Source organism: Pseudothauera nasutitermitis, assembly GCF_004801295.1.
GTDB classification, from domain to species: domain Bacteria; phylum Pseudomonadota; class Gammaproteobacteria; order Burkholderiales; family Rhodocyclaceae; genus Pseudothauera; species Pseudothauera nasutitermitis.
In genome coordinates, this window is record NZ_SSOC01000004.1 from 59,106 (window position 1) to 80,368 (window position 21,263).

The 21,263-nt window shown below is 69.3% G+C and carries 16 protein-coding genes; 12 read left to right on the top strand and 4 right to left on the bottom strand.

Going from position 1 to position 21,263, the window contains the following annotated elements; translation table 11 throughout:
• Positions 1-188: 188 nt before the first annotated feature.
• The 7 genes from E6C76_RS10680 (at position 189) to E6C76_RS10705 (ending at position 9,000) form a co-directional block, all read left to right on the top strand.
• Positions 189-1,634, top strand: coding sequence for a YncE family protein (locus E6C76_RS10680; protein WP_211090189.1), 1,446 nt, complete (start codon positions 189-191; stop codon positions 1,632-1,634).
• Between the two features lie 217 nt (positions 1,635-1,851).
• Positions 1,852-3,135 (top strand): MFS transporter, encoded by a 1,284-nt coding sequence (locus tag E6C76_RS10685; protein ID WP_136348242.1) that lies wholly within the window; start codon positions 1,852-1,854, stop codon positions 3,133-3,135.
• On the top strand, positions 3,132-3,392 hold the full coding sequence (locus tag E6C76_RS10690; RefSeq protein WP_136348243.1) for a phosphopantetheine-binding protein: 261 nt from the start codon (positions 3,132-3,134) through the stop codon (positions 3,390-3,392). Before E6C76_RS10685 ends, E6C76_RS10690 begins: the two co-directional genes overlap by 4 nt.
• Positions 3,389-7,306 (top strand): non-ribosomal peptide synthetase, encoded by a 3,918-nt coding sequence (locus E6C76_RS10695; RefSeq protein WP_136348244.1) that lies wholly within the window; start codon positions 3,389-3,391, stop codon positions 7,304-7,306. Before E6C76_RS10690 ends, E6C76_RS10695 begins: the two co-directional genes overlap by 4 nt.
• Before the next feature lie 45 nt (positions 7,307-7,351).
• The gene (locus tag E6C76_RS22260; RefSeq protein ID WP_211090190.1) at positions 7,352-7,495 is read left to right on the top strand and encodes an ASCH domain-containing protein; all 144 of its coding nucleotides are present in this window, start codon (positions 7,352-7,354) and stop codon (positions 7,493-7,495) included.
• A gap of 59 nt (positions 7,496-7,554) precedes the next feature.
• Entirely contained in the window at positions 7,555-7,725 is a 171-nt protein-coding gene (locus E6C76_RS22265) for a hypothetical protein (RefSeq protein ID WP_211090191.1), read from the top strand.
• A gap of 78 nt (positions 7,726-7,803) precedes the next feature.
• Positions 7,804-9,000: a M20 aminoacylase family protein gene (locus E6C76_RS10705; protein ID WP_136348245.1), complete on the top strand. Its 1,197-nt coding sequence runs from the start codon at positions 7,804-7,806 to the stop codon at positions 8,998-9,000.
• A 3-nt stretch (positions 9,001-9,003) separates the two neighbouring features.
• Here the strand turns inward: E6C76_RS10705 and E6C76_RS10710 are convergent, their stop codons facing one another.
• From E6C76_RS10710 to E6C76_RS10725, 4 genes are all read right to left on the bottom strand, one after another.
• Positions 9,004-9,867 (bottom strand): SPFH domain-containing protein, encoded by an 864-nt coding sequence (locus E6C76_RS10710; protein ID WP_136348246.1) that lies wholly within the window; start codon positions 9,865-9,867, stop codon positions 9,004-9,006.
• Between the two features lie 25 nt (positions 9,868-9,892).
• A complete protein-coding gene (locus E6C76_RS10715) occupies positions 9,893-10,336 on the bottom strand; it encodes an NfeD family protein (RefSeq protein ID WP_408003478.1) in 444 nt (147 codons plus the stop codon).
• A gap of 91 nt (positions 10,337-10,427) precedes the next feature.
• Positions 10,428-11,384, bottom strand: a complete 957-nt coding sequence (locus E6C76_RS10720) for a recombination-associated protein RdgC (RefSeq protein WP_136348248.1) — start codon at positions 11,382-11,384, stop codon at positions 10,428-10,430.
• A gap of 79 nt (positions 11,385-11,463) precedes the next feature.
• Complete coding sequence (locus tag E6C76_RS10725) at positions 11,464-11,928, bottom strand: SRPBCC family protein (RefSeq protein ID WP_136348249.1); 465 nt, start codon at positions 11,926-11,928, stop codon at positions 11,464-11,466.
• A gap of 123 nt (positions 11,929-12,051) precedes the next feature.
• On the opposite strand from E6C76_RS10725, the gene E6C76_RS10730 reads away from it, so the two are divergent.
• From E6C76_RS10730 to uvrA, 5 genes are all read left to right on the top strand, one after another.
• A complete protein-coding gene (locus E6C76_RS10730; RefSeq protein WP_211090192.1) occupies positions 12,052-12,771 on the top strand; it encodes a pseudouridine synthase in 720 nt (239 codons plus the stop codon).
• Positions 12,772-13,066: 295 nt separating this feature from the next.
• A complete protein-coding gene (gene earP / locus E6C76_RS10735; RefSeq protein ID WP_136348250.1) occupies positions 13,067-14,260 on the top strand; it encodes an elongation factor P maturation arginine rhamnosyltransferase EarP in 1,194 nt (397 codons plus the stop codon).
• A 55-nt stretch (positions 14,261-14,315) separates the two neighbouring features.
• Positions 14,316-14,873 (top strand): elongation factor P, encoded by a 558-nt coding sequence (gene efp / locus E6C76_RS10740; protein ID WP_136348251.1) that lies wholly within the window; start codon positions 14,316-14,318, stop codon positions 14,871-14,873.
• Positions 14,874-15,056: 183 nt separating this feature from the next.
• A complete protein-coding gene (locus E6C76_RS10745; RefSeq protein WP_136348252.1) occupies positions 15,057-15,500 on the top strand; it encodes a hypothetical protein in 444 nt (147 codons plus the stop codon).
• Between the two features lie 116 nt (positions 15,501-15,616).
• Positions 15,617-21,202, top strand: coding sequence for an excinuclease ABC subunit UvrA (gene uvrA / locus E6C76_RS10750; protein ID WP_136348253.1), 5,586 nt, complete (start codon positions 15,617-15,619; stop codon positions 21,200-21,202).
• Positions 21,203-21,263: the final 61 nt, after the last annotated feature.

A 21,263-nucleotide genomic window follows, 5' to 3' on the forward strand; every position in this document is an offset into this window, starting at 1 on the left:
CCTTGTACATAGCGATACAAACGATAATGTGTATCATTCATATGATTTACATCGGCCCATCGGCTGCCCGGCCGGCCCACGGCGGCAACCAAGAGACATCCGGCCGCCGGTCATTCCCGGCGGCCTGAACCCCAGCGCACCGGCAGCACGTATTCGCACACCATCGACGGTTTTTCAAAGGAGCACACATGAACGGCAGACGTACTTTGTCCCACGCACTCTCCACCACAGGCTCGCGCACCGTGCTGCTTGCCTCGCTCACGGTGCTGATGGCCGCTTGCGCCACCGCGCCGTCCTTCGACACGCCGGATGCGAGCTTCAAGGGCCGCGTCAACGTCGTCGAAACGCCGGTGGTGGTGCCGGGCACCGAAGTCAAGCTGGCCGGCCGCGACTTCAAGCCGGGCCAGGAAATCCGTCTGACCTACGGCGGCGCTGCGCTGAGCGGCAAGGAGCCGGTGGTGGTCGGCGCCGACGGCACTTTCCGCACCCAGTTCGTCGTGCCCGCCGATGCACCGGTCGGCCAGCATCCGGTGGTGGTGAACGCCTCCAAGCCTGCCGCCGCGCTGATCCACACTCTCAAGGTGTCGCCGGACATTCCGCTGTCGGGCGAGGAGCGCTTCACCCTCACGTCCAAGCCGCTGGTGCCGGGCCTGTACCAAGCCGCCTACTCGGCCAAGAACGACGTGCTGTTCGTGACCTCCGCCGTCGGCCGCCCGCCGGTGACGCAGACCCAGCTGGTCAAGGTCGATCCGCAGACGCTGGCCATCCTGGCCAATGTGACCCCGCCGCCCGCACCCGCGCAGCCGGCCCGCGACGGCCAGGCGCCGCGCGACCCAGGCCTGTACGCCGTATATGGCGTGGCCGTCGATGACGTGAATGGCACCGTGTGGGTCACCAACACCCGGCAGAGCACCGTGGCCGTGTATCGCCAGTCCGATCTCGCCCTGCTCAAGCAGTTCGACGCCGGCCTGGTGCCGCATGTGCGCGACGTGGTGGTCGACGAGAAACAGGGCAAGGTCTACGCGTCGGCCTTCGGCGCGCCGAACATCGCCGTGTTCGATGCCAGGACCCAGGCCTTCGTCAAGAACATCGAGATCAAGACCACCCTCGCCGGCGGTCCCGGCGCCGGCGACAGGAAGTTCTCGCCGATGAGCCTGGAACTCGACCCGGAAAACCACAAGCTGTACACCGTCAGCATGTCGACCGACGAAGCCGCGGTGATCGACACGCGCACCGACGAAGTCGACAAGGTGTTCGCTATCGAAGGCTCCAAGGGCGCTTCCGGCGTAGCCTTCGACCCCAGGACCAACCGCCTGCTGGTCGCCTCCCAGGGTTCCGACAACCTGCTGATCGTCGACCTCGCTTCGGGCAAGACCCTGCACGACGTGAAGGTCGGCGCAGGCCCGCTGAACGTGGCGAAGGACAGCGAACGCGGCGTGGCCTACGTGCCGAACCGCGGTTCGGGCACCGTGACCGTGGTGAACTTCGATGGCGAAATCGTCGCCAACCTGCCGGGCGGCACCCTGCCCAACCACGTGACCAAGGCCGGCAAGGGCACGATCTACGCGATCAACAAGGCGCGCGGCAACGAAGACCCGAACGGCGACCGCATCACCCGCATCACCCCGCGCTGAACGCGCGCTCCGGGGCCCCTGCGGGCCCCGGCCACGGACCGCGCCGGGAATCCATCCCCGGCGCGGTTTGCTTGAATACCGTCCATGTCCGTGCGCAACCGTGATCGGCCCCCAGCTCCCCATGCGACGGGAAAACGCTGTTCCATGCGCCTCCCCTGCATTCCAGCTGGGCTAGAATTGGCCGCCCGCTGACTTCGCTGCGGCCCCGAAATCCCCGATGAGCGCCGATACCGAATCCCCAGCCAAACCCGCGCACCCGCCCAGCGAAGCGGGTCCGGCCCTGCATCTGCCGCCGCTGCTGTTTTCCGCGCTCGCCGGCACCATGGCGATGATGGCCTACGTGGCGGTGATCGGCCCGGCGGCCCGCCAGCTCGGCCTGCCGGAATGGGTGGTGGGGCTGTCGATCACCGCCGGCGGCGTGTTCTGGATGCTGCTGGCGCGCTGGTGGGGCGGCATCAGCGACCGCCACGGGCGCAAGCCCGTGCTGCTGATCGGCTTCGGCGTGTTCGCCGCGATCTACCTGATGCTGGCCGCAAGCGTCGATCTGGCCCTGCGCGGACAGCTCGGCGCGCTTGCCCTGATCGTGCTGCTGGTCGGCACCCGCTCGCTGATCGGCGCGGTGTATGCCGCCGTTCCACCCTGCACCGCCGCATTGATCGCCGACCACACGCCGCCGCCGGAACGCCCGGCGTGCATGGCCAAGCTCGGCACCGCCAACGCCCTGGGCATGGTGGCCGGCCCGGCCGCCGCCGGCATGCTGGCCGCCCATGATCTGAGCCTTGCTCTGTACGGCGCGGCCGCGCTGCCCGCCGTGGCCTTGCTGGTGATCTGGTTCGCCCTGCCGCATTCCACCAGCAGCGCCACCTGCGCGCCGGACGGCGCTGCCCGGCCGAAACCCTCGGTGAAGCTGTTCGATCCGCGCCTACGCCTGGCCAGCCTGACCGCTCTGATCGCCATGTCCTCGGTGGCCGTCGCCCAAGTGCTGGTCGGCTTCATCGCCATCGACCGCCTCGGCCTGGATGCCCAGGCCGGCGCACGCGCGGCAGGGCTGGCGCTGGCCACCGTCGGCCTCGCGCTGATCGCTTCGCAGCAGTTCGTCATGCGCCTCAAGAGCGTACCGCTGACCCGCTGGGTATCCACCGGCACCCTCATCGCCGGCATCGGCTTCGCCAGCGTGGCGCTGGTACACACCCAAGCCCAACTGCTGGCCTGCTACGCGGTGGCGGCCTTCGGCATGGGGCTGGTGTTTCCGTCCTTCCAGGCCATGGCCGCCAACGCCGTGCACAGGCACGAACAGGGCGCGGCGGCCGGCACGGTATCGGCCGCGCAGGGGCTGGGCATGGTCGTGGCACCCCTGGCCGGCACCCTGCTGTACCGCATCGCCCCCAGCCTGCCGTACCTGCTGGTCAGCGGCCTGCTGTTCGCCCTGGCCCTGTTCGTCGTCCTGCATCGCCCGCTTCCGCTTTCCTCCGAACCGACTTCCGTCCGAGAACATCCATGAGCACCCCGTCCGCCACCTCCGCCCCGCTCACGCTGGACCGCATCCGCAGCGAGATCGCCGGGATCATCCACGAAAGCCCCGAGGACATCGGCCTCGACGACAGCCTGGTGGACTGGGGCCTGGATTCCCTGCGCCTGCTCAACCTGATCACCGCCTGGAACCAGACCGGGCTGCAGCTCGACATGTCCGAACTGGCCGGCCAGCTCACCCTCAACGCCATATGGAAGGTCATCCGCCAGCGGCAGGCCGGCGCATGAACGAACGCGCCGCACATCCACCGGCCCTCGCGCCGGTGTGGCCGCTCACCGAGGCCCAGTCCGGGCTGTGGTACGCCCAGCAGCTGGCGCCGGACAACCCCAGCTTCAACACCGCTCACGCGCTGTGGATCGAGGGCGAGCTGGATGTCGACACCTTCCGTGCCGCCGCCGACCAGACCGTGCGCGAGGCGCAGTCGCTGTCGCTCGCCCTGCGCCACGGCGAGAAGGGCCCGGAACAGTGGCTGGACGCCGCGCGCACGCCCTGGCTGGAGTTCGTTGACCTGAGCGCGCAGGATGATCCGCGCGCCGCCGCCCGCGCGGCCATGCGCCAGGACATGGACACCCCGCTCAACCCCTTGCGCGACGCGCTGGCGCTGCAGCGCCTGTACCGCCTCGGCGCGCGGCAATATGTCTGGTACCAGCGCGCCCACCACCTCGCCAACGACGGCTACGGCATGGCGCTGTGGACCACGCGGGTGTGCGAGCTGTACGCCGGTGGCACCCAGCACGCCCCACTGGGCGCGCTGCAGGCGGTCGTCGACGAAGACCTGGCCTACCGCGAGGGTGACAAGCGCGCCAAAGACGCCGCCCACTGGCGCGAAGCCTTCACGCCGATGCCGGAAGTCGCCGGCATGGCGCCCGGCCGCGCCGTCAGCGCGCACACCTGCCACCGCCGCGAGATCGCCCTGGACGCGGACTTGCGCGCCCGCCTGCTGGCCTTCGCCGAACGCCTCGGGCAGACCTGGCCGGACCTGCTCACCGCGCTCACCGCGCTGTACTGCCTGCGCATGGCCGGCGCCGCGCAGACCGTGCTCGGCATCCCCTACATGGGCCGCCTGGGCAGCACCAGCGCACGCGCCACCGCCACCGTGATGAACGTGCTGCCGCTACGCGTGGCAGCCACGCCGGACACCGCGCTGGACGAGTTCATCCGCGAACTCTCCGTCACCCAGCTGCGCGCCCGCCGCCACGGCCGCTACCGCAGCGAACAACTGCGCCGCGACCTCGGCCTGCTCGGCGGCCAGCGCCGCCTGCACGGCGCGCTGATCAACGTGCAGCCCTTCTACCGCCCGGTCGACCTGAAGGGCGTACGCGCCGAACTGGAAATCCTCGGCACCGGCCCCATCGACGACATCACCATCGGCTTCCGCGGCGACGGCACCCAGTTGCTCGACCTGGAAATCGAGGCCAACCCGGACCTCTACAGCGCCGCCAGCGTGGACGCCCATCTGGCCCGCCTGCCGGCCTTCCTGGAAGCCGCGCTGGAAGCCCGCACGGTGGGCGACATCCCGCTCGCCAGCCCGGTCGAGGCGCAACGCTACCTGTTCGAGGTCAACGCCACCGAGCACCCGGTGCCGGACACCACGCTCACCGCGCTGATCGAAGCCGGCATGGCGCGCGACACGCAGGCCACCGCGCTGGAATTCGAAGACAGCGCGCTGAGCTACGCCGAACTCGAACAACGCACCCGCGCGCTGGCCGAGGCGCTGCGCGCGCAGGGCGTCGGCGCCGACACCCTGGTGGCGGTCGCCCTGCCGCGCTCGCTGGAACTGCTGATCGCCCTGGTCGCCGTGCTGCGCGCCGGCGGCGCCTACCTGCCGCTGGATCTGGCCCATCCGCCCGAGCGTCTGAACCGCGTGGTCGGCCTCGCCAAGCCGCTGCTCGCCCTGGTGCGCCCGGACGACGCCGGCAAGCTGCCCGCCAGCCTGCCCACGCTGTTCCCGCGGGACTGGCCCGCGCAAGCCGCCGGCCGCACGCTGCCCACCGTGCAGCCACAACATGCCGCCTACGTCATCTACACCTCCGGCTCCACCGGCGAACCGAAGGGCGTGCTGATCGAGCACCGCGCCATCGTCAACCGCCTGGAATGGATGCGCCAGTTCTACGGCTTCCAGCCGGATGAACGCATCCTGCAGAAGACCCCGGCCACCTTCGACGTCTCGGTGTGGGAATTCTTCCTGCCGCTGACCACCGGCTGCACCCTGGTCATCGCCCCGCCCGAGGCCCACCGCGACCCGGCCTGGCTGGCCAGCATCCTGCGCGAACAGCGCATCGGCACCTGCCACTTCGTGCCCTCCATGCTGTCCGCCTTCCTCGCCGACCCGGCCGCGCGCGGCATCCAGATGCAGCGCATCTTCTGCAGCGGCGAGGAACTGCCCGCCTCGCTGCGCGACCGCCTGCACGCCACGCTGAGCAGCGAACTGCACAACCTCTACGGCCCTACCGAGGCCGCCGTGGACGTGAGCTACTGGGAAGCGGGCAAGGACGACCACGCCGTGCCCATCCCCATCGGCTACCCGGTGTGGAACACCTGGCTGTACGTGCTCGACGAACGCATGCGCCCGCTGCCCGCCGGCGTGGTCGGCGACCTCTACCTGGGCGGCGTGCAGCTCGCGCGCGGCTACCTGGGGCGCGACGACCTCACCGCCGAACGCTTCATCGCCGACCCCCACCGCCCCGGCCAGCGCATCTACAAGACCGGCGACATCGCGCGCTGGCGCGAGGACGGCGCGGTGGTCTTCCTCGGCCGCAGCGACCACCAGGTCAAACTACGCGGCCTGCGCATCGAACTGGGCGAGATCGAGGCCGCCGTGGTCTCCTCGCCCGCCGTGCTGCGCGCCGAAGTGCTGGTGCGCGAAGACCGCGCCGGCGACAAGCGCCTGGTGGCCTACGTGCAGCCCGCCCCGCAAGGCGATGGCTTCGATGAGGAACAACTGCGCGCCCACCTGCGCACCCACGTCGCCGCCCGCGTGCCGGACTACATGGTGCCCGCCGCCTTCGTCGAACTGGCCGACTGGCCGGTCACCGCCAACGGCAAGCTGGACCGCAACGCCCTGCCCGCGCCCGCCATCACCATCGACGCCGGCCGCCCCGCGCAGACCGACACCGAACGCGCGCTGGCGCAGATCTACGCCGACGTGCTCGGCCTGCCCGGCGGCACCCTGCCCGGCGCCGAGGCCGACTTCTTCGACCTGGGCGGCGATTCGCTCGCCGCCGTGGACCTGCTGCTGCGCATCCAGGAACGCTGGCAGCGCAACCCCGGCCTCGGCAGCCTGTTCGCCACCCCCACCGTGGAAGCCCTGGCCGCCGCCATCGACGCCGAAGAAGTGCGCTTCGACAGCGGCCTCGCGCCCCTTATCCAGCTTGCCGCCGGCGACCCCGCCCAGGCCCCGCTGTTCGTCATCCACCCGGCCGGCGGCATCGCCTGGGGCTACCGCCACCTCGCCCGCCTGCTGGCCAGACCCGCGCCCGGCCCCTCGCGCAGCGTGTTCGGCCTGCAATCGCCCGCGCTGGCGCCGGACCACCCGCTGCCGCACAGCATCGACGCGCTCGCGGAGGAATACGTCCGCCGCGTGCTGGAAGTGCAGCCGCGCGGCCCCATCCACCTGCTCGGCTGGTCGGTGGGCGGCATCCTCGCCCAGGCCATGGCCGTGGCGCTCAACGCCCAGGGCCATCAGGCCGGCCTGGTCGCCCTGCTCGACGCCTACCCCGCCGACGTCTGGCGCGACGAACCGGAGCCCACGCCCATCCAGGCCCTGCGCGCCCTGCTCGCGGTCGCCGGCTACGACCCCGAAGGCCATCCGGAACTCACCACCCGCGAGGCGGTGATCGGCTTCCTGCGCCAGGGCGACAGCGCCCTCGGCAACCTGCCCGAAGCCGCGCTGGAAGGCGTGGTGCGCGTAGTCACCGACACCAACCGGCTGATCCGCCAGCACCGCCACCAGCCCTACGCCGGCACCCTGCTGCACGTGCGCGCCGCGCTGGACCACGCCGCCAAGCCGCAACTGCGCGCCGAAACCTGGCTACCCTACGCGGCACGGCTCGACACGCTGGAAATCCCCATGCTGCACGCCCACATGACCAGCCCCGAGGCCAGCGCGCTGATCGCCCCGGCGCTACTGGTGCGGCTGTAGGCCGGGTTTCCCCGGAGGGGTATTCGTTCGTCCATTCAAGCACTCATGGCAGAATACCTCGCACTCTCGATCGTCTCGCCGCAGGGCGAAAACATCGCCTCGGGCAGGAAGACGCTGGAAGTCCGCTCCTGGCAGCCGCCCGCCTTGCCGCTGCATGATCTGTTGATCGTCGAGAAGCCAGGTATCTGACCGAGGACGGCCAGATCGACCCGGAGGGCAGGGCCGTGGCACTTGTGGATGTCCGAATCGTGGAACCCTGGCTCCCTTCCCAGGTGGCCGCGGCCTGCTCGACAGGCTGGCAACCCGGTTACTACGCCTGGCATCTCGAAAATGTGCGGCGCCTGCCCTTGCCCCAGGCGATGATGGCGGCACGCAGGCTGTACAAGGTCGATTTTTCTCTGATCGACAGTGGCGCCTGAGCTGCTGCGCCGGCGGATTGCCACTGGCCGGAGACTATCCTCGCCGCAGTCCATTCACCTTCACCCGAACCCATTTCCATGAACCTCATCGACGCCATCGCCGCCCAGGCCGACTACCTCACCGGCGTACGCCGTGACCTCCACGCCCATCCCGAACTCGCCTTCGAGGAAACCCGTACCGCCGACCTGGTGGCCGGGCTGCTCACCGAGTGGGGCATCCCCGTCCATCGCGGCCTGGGCGGCACCGGCGTGGTCGGCATCGTGAAGAACGGCGATTCGCCGCGCGCCGTCGGCCTGCGCGCGGACATGGACGCCCTGCCCATCCATGAGACCAACCAGTTCCCCCACGCCAGCCGCCACGCCGGCAAGATGCACGCCTGTGGGCACGACGGGCACACCACCATGCTGCTGGGCGCGGCGCAGTACCTGGCCAGGCAGCGCGACTTCGACGGCACGGTGTATCTGATCTTCCAGCCCGCCGAGGAACAGGGCGGTGGCGCGCGGGTGATGATGCGCGACGGGCTGTTCGAAAAATTCCCCATGCAGGCGGTGTTCGGCCTGCACAACATGCCGGGCATCCCGGCCGGCACGGTGGCCTTATCGCCGGGGGCGGTGCTGGCCTCCAACAACGAGTTCAGGCTCACCATCCACGGCAAGGGCGGCCACGCCGCCATGCCGCATCTGGCCATCGACCCGATCCCGGTCGCCGGGCAGATCATGCAGGCCTACCAGACCATCCTCACGCGCAACAAGAAGCCGCTGGAAACCGCCGTGGTGTCGATCACCATGCTGCGCGCCGGCGACGTGCCCAACGTGATTCCGGACAGTTGCGAGATGCAGGGTTCGGTGCGCGCCTACAGCGCCGAGACCCTGGAACTGATCGAACGCCGCATGGGCGAGATCGCCGAGCAGAGCGCGGCCATGTTCGGCGCGCGGGTGGACTTCGAATTCCGCCGCAACTACCCGTCCACGATCAACCACGACAAGGAAACCGCGTTCGCCCGCGAGGTGCTGCTGGACCTGCTGCCGGCGGAGCAAGTGATCGCCCAGACGCCGATCATGGCAGCCGAGGATTTCGCCTTCATGCTGGAGGAAGTGCCGGGCTGCTACGCCTTCATCGGCAATGGCGACGGCGACCACCGCCTGCCCGGCCACGGCGCCGGGCCGTGCATGGTGCACAACCCGAGCTACGACTTCAACGACGCTATCCTGCCACTGGGCGCCAGCTTCCTGGTGAGGCTGGCGGAACGCTGGCTCGCCCGCCCGGGCGCCTGACGCTCAGGCGCGCCCGCCCAGCTTGCCGACCAGGCCGCGCACGGCCTCCTGCAGGTCGGCAGGCAGCACGACGATGCGCGAATTGTTCGAACTGCCCAGCTTCTCCAGCGAAGAGATGTACTTCTCGCCCAGCAGGTAGAGCATCGGCGTGGTCTGCTCGCCGATGCCGGCGGCCACGCGGCGGATGGATTCGGCCGAGGCCTCGGCCAGCATCACCTGCGCGCTGGCGTCGCGCTTGGCGGCTTCCAGGCGCGCCTCGGCCTCCAGGATGGCGGACTGCTTCTCGCCCTCGGCCTTGGTCACCATGGCCTTGCGCTCGCGTTCGGCGGCGGCCTGCAGTTCCATGGCGCGCTGCATGGACTGGGACGGCTTGATGTCCTGGATCTCCACCGACTTCACCGTCAGGCCCCAATCCACCGCCTCGTCGGCGATGCTCTCGCGCAGGCGGGCCTTGATCTTGTCGCGCGAGGAAAGCGCCTCGTCCAGCTCCATTTCGCCGACGATGGAGCGCAATGTGGTCATGATCAGGTTGCGGATGGCCTCGGAGAAGTCGGTGACCCCATACACCGCCTTGACCGGATCGGTGACCTTCACGAAGGCGATCGCATTGGTGAGGATCACCGCATTATCGCGGGTGATCACCTCCTGTTCCTGCACGTCGAGGATGATGTCCTTGGTGACCAGCTTGTAGGCCACGCGGTCCAGGTAGGGGATCAGGATGTTCAGGCCGGGGCGCAGCGTGGCGTGGTACTTGCCCAGGCGCTCGACGATCCATTCCTCGCCCTGGGCGACCAGGCGCACCCCCTTGCCGATGGTGATGGCGACGAACACCAGTATGGCGACGGCGATGGCAAGACCTTCTGACATGTTCCACTCCCGTTGAGACCTTCGATCAGGCCTTCGCCACCTTGACGAAGCTGCCTTCCACGCTGACCACCCGCACGCGCTCGCCGGCGGCAATTTCCGCCTCGGCCATGCAGGCCCATTCCTCCGCGCCCAGCACCGGGCGCTGGAAGCGTACCTTGCCGCGCTGGAAGGGCGCCACCGCGCTGACCAGCAGGCCGATCTCGCCGATCACCTCGCCCGCGGCGGTGCCGATCAGCGTCTTGTGGCGCGACGGGCGGAACACGCGGAACCACAGCAGCGCCATGACCACCGAGGCCGCCGCCCAGATGCCGAGCTGCCCGGCCAGGCCGAGTTGCGGCGCGGCGTACAGCACCAGCGCGGTGAGCAGCGCGCCGAGGCCGAACCACAGCACGAAGAAGGACGGAATCGCCAGTTCGAGCACCACCAGCACCAGCCCGGCGATCGCCCAATGCCACCATTCGATCATCATCGCATTCTCCATGCCACCACTTTAACGCAGCCCCGGCGGCGCTGCTCAACGAAATGTCATGCGCCCCGCCCGGTGGGACGCGCCACCCCGCTCAGAACGGCGGATCGCCCGCTGCCGCTGCGCTGCCCGCGCCGTCCGTGGACGCTTCCGGCGCCTTCAGTTCGCCGTCCAGCACTTCGACCAGCGCCGGCAGCAACTGGCGCAGTTCTCCGCTCATCAGCGCGAAACCGGCGTCGAACAGCGCCTGGGCGTCGGTTTCCTTGTCGTCGATCTGCTCCTTGACCACGTCGAGGAAGTCCAGGCGCTTGATCTCGGTCTTCTCGGTCAGCACGAAGCTCACCCGGTCGTCGAAGGTCAGGGCCAGCCGCGTGGGCAGCTTGCCGGCGGCCAGGTGGGCGCGCACGTCCTCGCCGTCCAGCGCATGGCGCACGTAGCGCACCGCGGCCTTCTCGTCGGCCACCGAGCGCAGCTCGGCATCCTGGTCGATGGTGAAGTTGCCCGGCGCCTCGCCGCCGGCCAGCCAGCCGGCCATCGCCGACACCGGGCTGCGCTCGGTGCGCAGCAGGGCCAGCGGCAGGCTGTCCAGCGTCTGGCGCAGCACTTCGAGCAGATCCTCGGCACGGGTCTGGCTGGGCGCGTCGATGCCCAGCCAGCCGCCTTCCGGGTCGATCCATGCGTACATCTTGCGCTTGCGGGTGAACGCGCGCGGCATCAGTTCCTGCTGCACGGCCTCGCGCAACTCCTTCATCTGCTTGCGGCCGGGCTTGTAGCCCTGCTGCGCGGCGATCTCCTCGGCGCGCTCGTCGGCCACCTGGCGCACCACCGAAGGCGGCAGCAGGCGCTGTTCCACGCCCAGGGCGATCAGCCACTGGCCGCCCACCGCATGCACCAGGCGCTCGTCATTGAGCGGCGACACCCAGCCACGCGATTCCGGGTCCTGGCTGCCGCAGGGCATGAAGCGCTTGCGCGCGAGCTGCTCGTCGAGCCCCTCCAGGGTGATGTTCCAGGGGGCGGGCAGGCGGTAGATCTGCAGATTCTTGAACCACATGTAGGTCGATTCCTGATGCTGGCGAAAAACAAAGCCCGCGCGAAAACCGGCGGGCGGAAAAAGCGGGCGTACGCCCGGGCTACTGTTCGGTACTGGACGCGGCAATCATGCGGATCACCCGCAAGGTGTCCAGATCGGACTCATGGTAGGCCGAACGCACGTACTCGGCCACCGCGACCTCCTGGCCGCCTTCCGGCAAGGTGGTCGCATAGGTGAAGCGCAGGAACAGCTCGCCGGGCCGGGGCTCCTCGATGGCGATGGTCAGGCTGCCGCCGGCATGCTCGGCGGTGGCCGCCGATTCGAAGCGCACCCATTGCAATTCGGCGAGGCTCACCCGGTCGCGCACCACCGCGCCGCCGAAGTGCAGTTCGCGCTCCAGCACGTCTTCCCGCCGTTCGAGGATCACGCAGCGTTCCAGGCCGGGCAGGAAAGGGCGCGGATCCTCGGCGCGGCACAGCAGGCCGAACCACAGTTCTTCACGGGTGAGCGGCGTCAGCGCCGGATCGGCGAGATCATTGACCTGGACCAGATGCTCGAACTTCACCCTGCGCTCCCGTGCTGGACGGCCGACAGTGTACCGCGTGAACCGCTCGCGGATTCCACCGCGTTGCACATCGCCGCGAACCGGGGCGTGCAAGCCGGGCCGCCAGCGCCTAAGATCGGCCCCATGAAACTAGAACGCCTCCTCCATTCCCAGGGATTCGGCTCGCGCAAGGAATGCCGCGCGCTGATCCGCGCCGGCCGCGTCGCCGTCGCCGGCCAGCCCGTTGAAGACCCTTTCGCCGAAATCCCCCCTGAAGACGCCGTGTTCTCCGTCGATGACGAAGACTGGCGGTACCGCGCACAGGCTTACGTGCTGCTGCACAAACCCGCCGGTCACGAATGCTCGCACCAGCCGCAATTCCATCCCTCGGTGTTTTCCCTGCTGCCGGAACCCCTGGGCACGCGTGGCGTGCAGTGCGTGGGCAGGCTGGACCAGGACAGCACCGGCCTGCTGCTGCTCTCCGACGACGGCCAGTTCATCCACCGCTGGAGTTCGGGCAAGAAGCGCGTGCCCAAGGTGTATGAAGTGACCACCGCCGAAGCAGTCACCGATGAACAGGTCGCCACCCTGCTCGCCGGCGTGCAGCTGCACGACGAACCGGCGCCTATTCTTGCCGCCGCCTGCGAACGCACCGGCGAATACGCGCTGCGCCTGACCGTCACCGAGGGCAAGTACCACCAGGTAAAGCGCATGGTGGCCGCCGCTGGCAACCACGTGGAACGCCTGCACCGCACCCGCATCGGCGGGCTCGATCTCCCGGCCGATCTGCCAGCGGGAGCATGGCGCTGGCTGGATGAAGCGGATCTGGCCCGCTTGGCGGATTTTCCAGTCATCGCCCGTTGAGGGCTTCCCTCCTGTTTCTGCCGAACCGGTTTTGCGGTGCTTCAGGCAACGCAGGGCGGCCGGAGACAGGGGGAAGGTTTTTCTTTTGTTTTTGCTTTTATATTAAAGATAAAGAAGTTAACAGTGCCCCGTTTTCTGTGGATAAGTCTTTCTTCAGTAGTTTCTGCCTGGGTTTTCCGCCTTTGAAAAACACTTGGCAAGTCGGTTGGGACGCTGTGGAGGAAATGTAGACCGATTTGCCCGCCTTGCTTGTTTTGCCCTTTATCCACAAGCCTTCCCCAGCGAGTTCGCCCACTTGTCCACCGATCGCCCCTGCGAACCGTCCGCCGCGCGCCCCGATTGCGAGTTGTTCTGCCGGGTTGTGGATAACTTCGGGGATATCGGCGTGTGCTGGCGCCTGGCGCGTGAGCTGGCCGCGCGTGGCTTGCGCGTGCGACTGTGGGTGGACGATTGGGCCACGCTGGCGCGTCTGTGCCCGGCGGCGGGAGCGGGCCGGGATGGCGTGCACAGCGCAGGGGTGGAACTGCGGCGCTGGGAGGAAGTGTTTCCGCGGGTCGAACCCGCGCGCCTGGTCGTCGAGGCCTTCGCCTGCGAACTGCCGGAGATCCATCTGAGCGCGATGGCCGCGTGCCGGCCGGCACCGGCCTGGGTGAATCTGGAGTACCTGTCGGCGGAAGACTGGGTGGAGGGCTGCCACGGCATGGCCTCGCCGCATCCGCGTCTGGGGCTGGTCAAGCATTTCGTGTTCCCCGGATTCACCCCGGCGACCGGGGGCTTGCTGCGCGAATGCGGTCTGCTCCAGGCGCGCCGGCTGTTCCAGGGCGATGCGCAGGCGCCGGCCGCCTGGCTGAAGGGGCTGGGCCTGCGGCCGGCGCCCGGTGCCCTGGTGGTTTCCCTGTTCGCCTACGCGCACGACGGCCTGGCGGATTTGCTCGATGCCTGGGCGGCCGGCCCTCGGCCCTTGTGCCTGCTGGTGCCGCATGGGCGCATGGCGCGCGCGCTGGCGGCCGCGTTCGGGGCCGCCTCGGCGGCGCCTGGCGATGTCTTCGCGCGCGGGCTACTGACCGCCCACATCCTGCCCTTCACCGGGCAGGATGCCTACGACCGCCTGCTGTGGGCCTGCGACCTGAACTTCGTGCGCGGCGAGGATTCCTTCGTGCGCGCGCAATGGGCGGCGCGCCCTTTCGTCTGGCAGATCTACGCCCAGGAAGAAGGCGCCCACCATGCCAAGCTGGAAGCCTTTCTGGGGCGCCATGGCGAAAATCTGGCTGAGGACGTGGCCGCTCCGCTGCGACGTTTCTGGCATGCGTGGAACGGCCTTGCCGCAGCCGGCGGCGAGCCGGAATCGCCTGCCGCATGCTGGCCGGCAATGGCCGCCGTGTTGCCGGCGCTCAGCGTGCATGCGCAAGGCTGGGCGGCGGCATTGGAGAGCTTGCCCGATCTCGCCGGGGTACTGGCGCAATATCCCGATGCAACGGTAAAATCCTGAGTTTTTAACGATCTGCGGCGGAAATTCCGCCGGCTCGCAGACTCCAGGACTCCGCATGAAAACCGCTCAGGAACTCCGCTCCGGCAACGTCATCATGGTCGGCAACGAACCGCTCGTGGTGCAGAAGGCCGAATACAACAAATCCGGCCGCAATGCCGCGGTCGTCAAGATGAAGCTCAAGAACCTGCTGACCGGCGCGCCGTCCGAGTCGGTGTACAAGGCCGACGACAAGTTCGAAGTCGTCCAGCTCGAACGCAAGGAAGTCACCTATTCCTACTTCGCCGATCCGATGTACGTGTTCATGGACGCCGAGTACGAGCAGTACGAGGTCGAAGACGAGAACATGACCGACGCGCTCAAGTACCTGGAAGACGGCCTGGCCTGCGAAGTGGTGTTCTACAACGGCAAGGCCATCTCCGTGGAACTGCCCAACTCGGTGGTGCGCGAAGTCACCTATACCGAACCGGCCGTCAAGGGCGACACCTCCGGCAAGGTGCTCAAGCCCGCCAAGATCGGCACCGGTTTCGAGCTGATGGTGCCGGCCTTCGTGGAAATCGGCGACAAGATCGAAATCGACACCCGTACCGACGAGTACAAGAACCGCGTCAAGTAAGCCGTACGCGACGATTCTCCGGGGGCCCGCATGCGGGCCCCTTGCTTTTTGGCGGGACCCATTCGCAACACCGATTCGCAACATCGTGCAAATCCGTGGCACGCGAACTTGAAATCGCGCTCGAAGGCGGTAGCTTTCGTGAAAAGACCGATTCGTTCCATTCCCCTACAGGAGTCTCCCAGCATGAAGCCCCATGCGTCCCGCCTCGCGGCCGTCCTTGTCGTCGGATTGACCGCCTGCGGTGCCGAACCCCCGCCCGCCGAAGCGGAACTGCCGGTTCCCCCGGCAGCGGTCGAAACGCAGGCGCCTGCCCCGGTCGTCGAACGCATCATTCCGCCGACGCCCGCCGAGCCGGAGCATGAAGGAGAAGGCGGGCAGACCACGGACGATGCGGCGACAGGCGAAGATACGCAGGCCGGCGATGAATCCGCCGCAGCCGGTCCGGCGAGCGCGGGGGAAAGCGATGCCCAGCGCCACCGCGACGCCAAGGAAGCCACCGAGGAAGCCGCGCGCCGCATCCTGGACGCCGCCCAGCGCCTGCGCGAAGCCGGCCGCGACGCCATCCAGGCGGTCCGCGAAGGCGCGCCGGCCGGCGCGGCGCCGGAGATCGAGGCGCGTGCCGAGTAGTCCGGCGCGAGAGCGTCCGCGCCCCCTATCACAGCACTGGCCGACGCATCCAACTGCCGTTTCTAGGATAATCGGCCACTGATCCATCCCCGCGCGTCGTCCGCGCTCCCGCCGCCATGTCCACCCCGCCGTCCGACCGGATCCGCATTCGCGGCGCCAGCCAGAACAATCTGCGCCACCTCGATCTCGACATTCCGCTCAACCGGATCCTGGTGGTCACCGGGGTGTCCGGCTCGGGCAAGTCCTCGCTGGTGTTCGACACCCTGTACGCCGAGGGCCAGCGGCGCTACGTGGAAACCTTCTCGCCCTACGCGCGCCAGTTCCTCGACCGCCAGGACCGTCCGCGCGTGGACCGCATCGAAGGCGTGCCGCCGGCCATTGCCATCGACCAGACCAACCCGGTGCGCACCTCGCGCTCCACGGTCGGCACCATGACCGAGCTGGCCGACCACTTCAAGCTGCTCTACGCGCGTGCCGCGCACCTGCACTGCCGGGGCTGCGGCGCGCGGGTGGCGCGCGACACGCCGGACAGCATCGCCGACAGCGTCGTCGCGCGCGCGGCGGCGGCCGGCGATCCGCGCCTGGTGATCGCCTTTCCCGTGCCGGTGCCGGCCAATTTCGATGAAGCGGAAATCGCCGCGCTGCTGGAGCGCCAGGGCTACACCCGCATCCATGCCCGCCGGGACGACACCCTGCTGGTGGTGCAGGACCGCCTGCGCGCCGGCAACGCCGAACGCGCCCGCCTGCTCGAAGCGCTGGAAACCGCGCTGCGCATGGGCAAGGGCCGCCTGTCCGTGCACGCCCTGGGCGAGGGCGAGGAAACCGTCTGGCGCTATTCCGACGACCTGCACTGCGCGGACTGCGACATCCACTACGCCGAACCCACGCCGGGGCTGTTTTCGTTCAACTCGCCGATCGGCGCCTGCGACACCTGCCGGGGCTTCGGCCGGGTCATCGGGGTGGATTTCGGCTTGGTGATCCCGGACGAATCCAAGACCCTGGGCGAGGGCGCGGTGAAGCCCTGGCAAAGCCCGTCCTTCCGCGAATGCCAGGACGACATGGCGAAGATGGCCAGGAAGTACGGCGTGGCCATGAACATCCCCTTCCGCAACCTGCCGGCAGAGCACCGCCAGTGGGTACTGGAAGGCGACCCGGAATGGAAGAGCTGGGAAGCCTCCTGGCCGCGCAAATGGTACGGCGTGCGCCACTTCTTCGACTGGCTGGAGAGCAAGGCCTACAAGATGCACATCCGGGTGCTGCTGTCGCGCTACCGCAGCTACACCGAATGCCCGGCCTGCCACGGCGCGCGTTTGAAGCCCGAGGCCCTGCTGTGGCGCCTGCCGGTGGGCGGCGGGCAGGGCCTGGCGATCCACCAGTTGTTCGCCCTGCCCATTTCCCGCGTGCGCGAGGCGGTGGAAACGCTCGCCCTGCCCGGCCGTGAAGTGCGCAGCGGCGCGGATGAGGCCACCGAACTGGTGCTCGGCGAGATCCGCGGCCGCCTGCAATATCTCACCGACGTGGGCCTCGGCTACCTCACCCTGGACCGCCAGTCGCGCACCCTGTCCGGCGGCGAGGTGCAGCGCATCAACCTGACCACCGCGCTGGGCACCTCGCTGGTGAATACCCTGTTCGTGCTCGACGAACCGTCCATCGGCCTGCACCCGCGCGACATCGGCCGCATCCTCGGGGTGATGACCCGCCTGCGCGACGCCGGCAACACCCTGGTGGTGGTCGAGCACGACCCGCAGGTCATGCTGGCCGCCGACGAGCTGCTGGAAATCGGCCCCGGCCCCGGCGAGCGCGGCGGCACCATCGTGGCGCGCGGCACCCCGGCGCAGATCGCCGCCGACGCGGCCTCGGTCACCGGCCCGTGGCTGGCCGGGCGCAAGCACATCGCCGGCGGCGGCACCGCGCGGGCGGTCGATGCCGCCACGCCGCGCCTGATCCTGCGCGGCGCGCGCCAGCACAACCTGGCCGGCATCACCGTGGGCTTTCCACTCGGCCGCCTGGTGTGCCTCACCGGGGTGTCCGGCTCGGGCAAATCCACGCTGATCCAGGACATCCTCTACCCGGCGCTGGCCAAGCATTTCGGCGAGGGCACCGAGGCGCCCGGCGCCCACGACGGGCTGGACGGGCTGGAACATCTCTCCGGCGTGGTGATGGTGGACCAGTCGCCCATCGGCAAGAGCTCGCGCTCCAACCCGGTGAGCTACGTGGGCGCCTGGGACGCCATCCGCAACCTGTTCGCCGCGCTGCCGGAAGCCAGGCAGCGCGGCTACTCGCCCGGCACCTTCAGCTTCAACTCCGGCAACGGGCGCTGCCCCACCTGCACCGGCTCGGGCTTCGAGCACGTGGAGATGCAGTTCCTCTCCGACGTCTGGCTGCGCTGCCCGGACTGCGACGGCCGCCGCTACCGTCCGCAGATCCTCGAACTGCAATGGCGCGGCAAATCGGTGGCCGACGTGCTGGAACTCACCGTGCGCGAGGCGCTGGATTTCTTTGCCGACCAGCCCAAGGTACAGGTCGTGCTCGCGCCGCTGGTGGAAGTGGGCCTGGACTACCTGCGCCTCGGCCAGCCGGTGCCCACGCTGTCCGGCGGCGAGGCCCAGCGCCTCAAGCTCGCCGGCCACCTCGCCCAGGCCGCGCAGAAGAAGGGCGCCAGGCGCAAGGCGGCGGAAGCCGGCGCGCCCGGTCTGCTGTTCCTGTTCGACGAACCCACCACCGGCCTGCACTTCGAGGACGTCGCCACCCTGTTGGGCGCCTTCAACACCCTGCTGGCCGCCGGCCACTCGCTGGTGGTCATCGAGCACAATCTGGACGTGATCGCCGCCGCCGACTGGCTGATCGACCTGGGCCCGGAAGGCGGCGAGGACGGCGGACGGCTGGTCGCCGAAGGCCCGCCGGCCGTGGTGCGCGAACATGCCGGCTCGCATACCGCCGCCGCGCTGCGCGACTATGCGGCGGCGCTGGCAGACACGCGCGGCAAGGCCGTGCCCGGCGTTGCCGAGGCACCCACCACCTACCGCGCGGTGGCCGCGCCGGCCATCGAAATCCGCCACGCCCGCGAACACAACCTGAAGAACGTCAGTTTGGCGATCCCGCGCGACCGCTTCACCGTGATCACCGGCCTGTCCGGCTCCGGCAAATCCACGCTGGCCTTCGACATCGTGTTCGGCGAGGGCCAGCGTCGCTACCTGGAATCCCTCAACGCCTACGCCCGCCAGTTCGTCCAGCCCTCCAGCCGGCCAGACGTGGACGGCCTGTTCGGCATCCCGCCCACGGTGGCCATCGAACAGCGCACCAGCCGGGGCGGGCGCAAGAGCACGGTGGCCACGCTCACCGAGATCCACCCCTTCCTGCGTCTGCTGTACACCAAGCTGGGCACGCAGTACTGCCCGACCTGCGACGTGCCGGTCACGCCGCAGAGTTTCGAGGCCATCGCCGCGCAGATCCTGCGCGACTACGACGGGCGCTCCATCGAACTGCTCGCCCCGCTGGTGGTGAACCGCAAGGGCCTGTACACCGAACTGGCGCGCTGGGCCAAGGGCAAGGGCTACACCCAGCTGCGCGTGGATGGCGGCTACCTGCCCACCGCCAAGTGGCCGCGCCTGGACCGCTACAAGGAACACGACATCGACCTGCCGGTGGGCATGAGCGTGGTCGGCACGGCGCAGGAAAGCGTGCTGCGCACCCAGCTTGCCGAGGCGCTGGAACACGGCAAGGGCGTGGTGAAGGTGCTGGAACTGGGCAAGCTGGGCGCCACGCCCACCACCTTTTCCACGCTGCGCGCCTGCCCGTGCTGCGGCACCAGCTTCCCGGAACCCGATCCGCGCCTGTTCTCCTACAACGCCAAGCACGGCTGGTGCCCGAGCTGCTACGGCATCGGGCTGAAGCTGGCCGCCAAGGTGGACGACCCCGATGCCCTCGATCTGGGTGAAGCGGACGCCGCCACCGACGACCCCTGCCCGGCCTGCGCCGGCGCGCGGCTCAACCCGGTGGCGCGCGCGGTGCGCTTCCGCGAACGCGGCCTGCACGAACTGGCCGCGCTGTCGGTGGATGGCGCCGCCGGTTTCTTCGGCGAACTGCAACTCGCGCAGCGCGAAGCCGAGATCGCCCGCGACCTGGTCAGCGAAATCCGCGCCCGCCTGGCCTTCCTGGGTCAGGTCGGCCTGGGCTATCTGGCGCTGGACCGCGCCGCGCCCACGCTCTCCGGCGGCGAGGCGCAGCGCATCCGTCTGGCCGCCCAGCTCGGCTCCAACCTGCGCGGGGTGTGCTACATCCTCGACGAACCCACCATCGGCCTGCACCCGCGCGACAACCGCATGCTGCTGGATACCCTGGAAGCCCTGCGCGACCGGGGCAACACCCTGCTGGTGGTGGAGCACGACGAAGACACCATCCGCCGCGCCGACCACGTCATCGACCTGGGCCCCGGCGCCGGCGTGCGCGGCGGCCGGGTGGTCGCCGAAGGCCGTCTGGAGGACCTGATGGCCGCACCCGAATCGGCCACCGGGCGTTACCTGCGCGCACCGCTGGCGCATCCGATGGGCACGCGCCGCGCGGTGGCGGACGACCATCCGTGCATCGCGGTGGAAGGCGCCGATCTGCACAACCTGCGCGATGTTTCCGTGCGCCTGCCGCTGGGCCGCCTGGTGGTGGTCACCGGGGTGTCCGGCTCGGGCAAATCCACGCTGGCGCGTGACGTGGTGCACGCCAACCTGGCCCGCCTGCTCGGCGAGGCCAGCCCGGTCGGCCGCGCCAGGGCGCGCAAGGCCGGGGAGGCGGGCACGGCGAAGCCTTCCGCCGCCCTTTCCGGCTGCCGGAAAATCCACGGCTGGCAGCAGGTCGGCCGCGTGCTGGAAGTGGACCAGACCCCCATCGGCAAGACCCCGCGCTCCTGCCCGGCCACCTACATCGGCTTCTGGGACGCGGTGCGCAAGCTGTTCGCCGAAACCTTCGACGCCAAGACGCGCGGCTGGAACGCCTCGCGCTTCTCCTTCAACACCGGCGCAGGGCGCTGCCCGGCCTGCGAGGGCCAGGGGCAGATCACCGTGGAGATGAACTTCCTGCCCGACGTGAAGACGCCCTGCGAAGTGTGCGGCGGCGCGCGCTTCAACCCGGAAACCCTGGCGGTGCGCTGGCGCGACAAGAGCGTCGCCGAGGTGCTGGCGATGCCGGTGGAAGACGCGGTGGATTTCTTCGCCGCCCACCCGTCCATCGCCCACCCGCTGCAGCTGCTGCGCGACGTCGGCCTGGGCTACCTGACCCTGGGCCAGCCCAGCCCCACGCTGTCCGGCGGCGAGGCGCAGCGCATCAAGCTGGTCGCCGAACTGGCCAAGGTGCGCGGCCGCGCGGGCGAGTCTGCGAGCACCGGCGGGCGTCCGCTGCCGGCGGAAAAGCACACCCTGTACGTGCTCGACGAACCCACCGTGGGCCTGCACATGGCCGACGTGGAAAAACTCATCCACGTGCTGCAGCGCCTGGCCGACGCCGGCCACACGGTGCTGGTCATCGAGCACGACCTGGACCTGATGGCCGAGGCGGACTGGATCATCGACATGGGTCCGGAAGGCGGTGACGGCGGCGGCCGGGTGGTGGTCCAGGGGCCGCCGGAACTTGTCGCCGGGCAGGCCGGTTCGCATACCGGGCGCTTCCTGCGCGAATTTCTCGCAGCACGCGCGGGGAACCGAAGCGCCGTCTGAGCGTCCATCCGAGCGCATGCCCCGCGCGGGCGGAGCCGTGGTCGGGCCGCTTTCCGGCCCG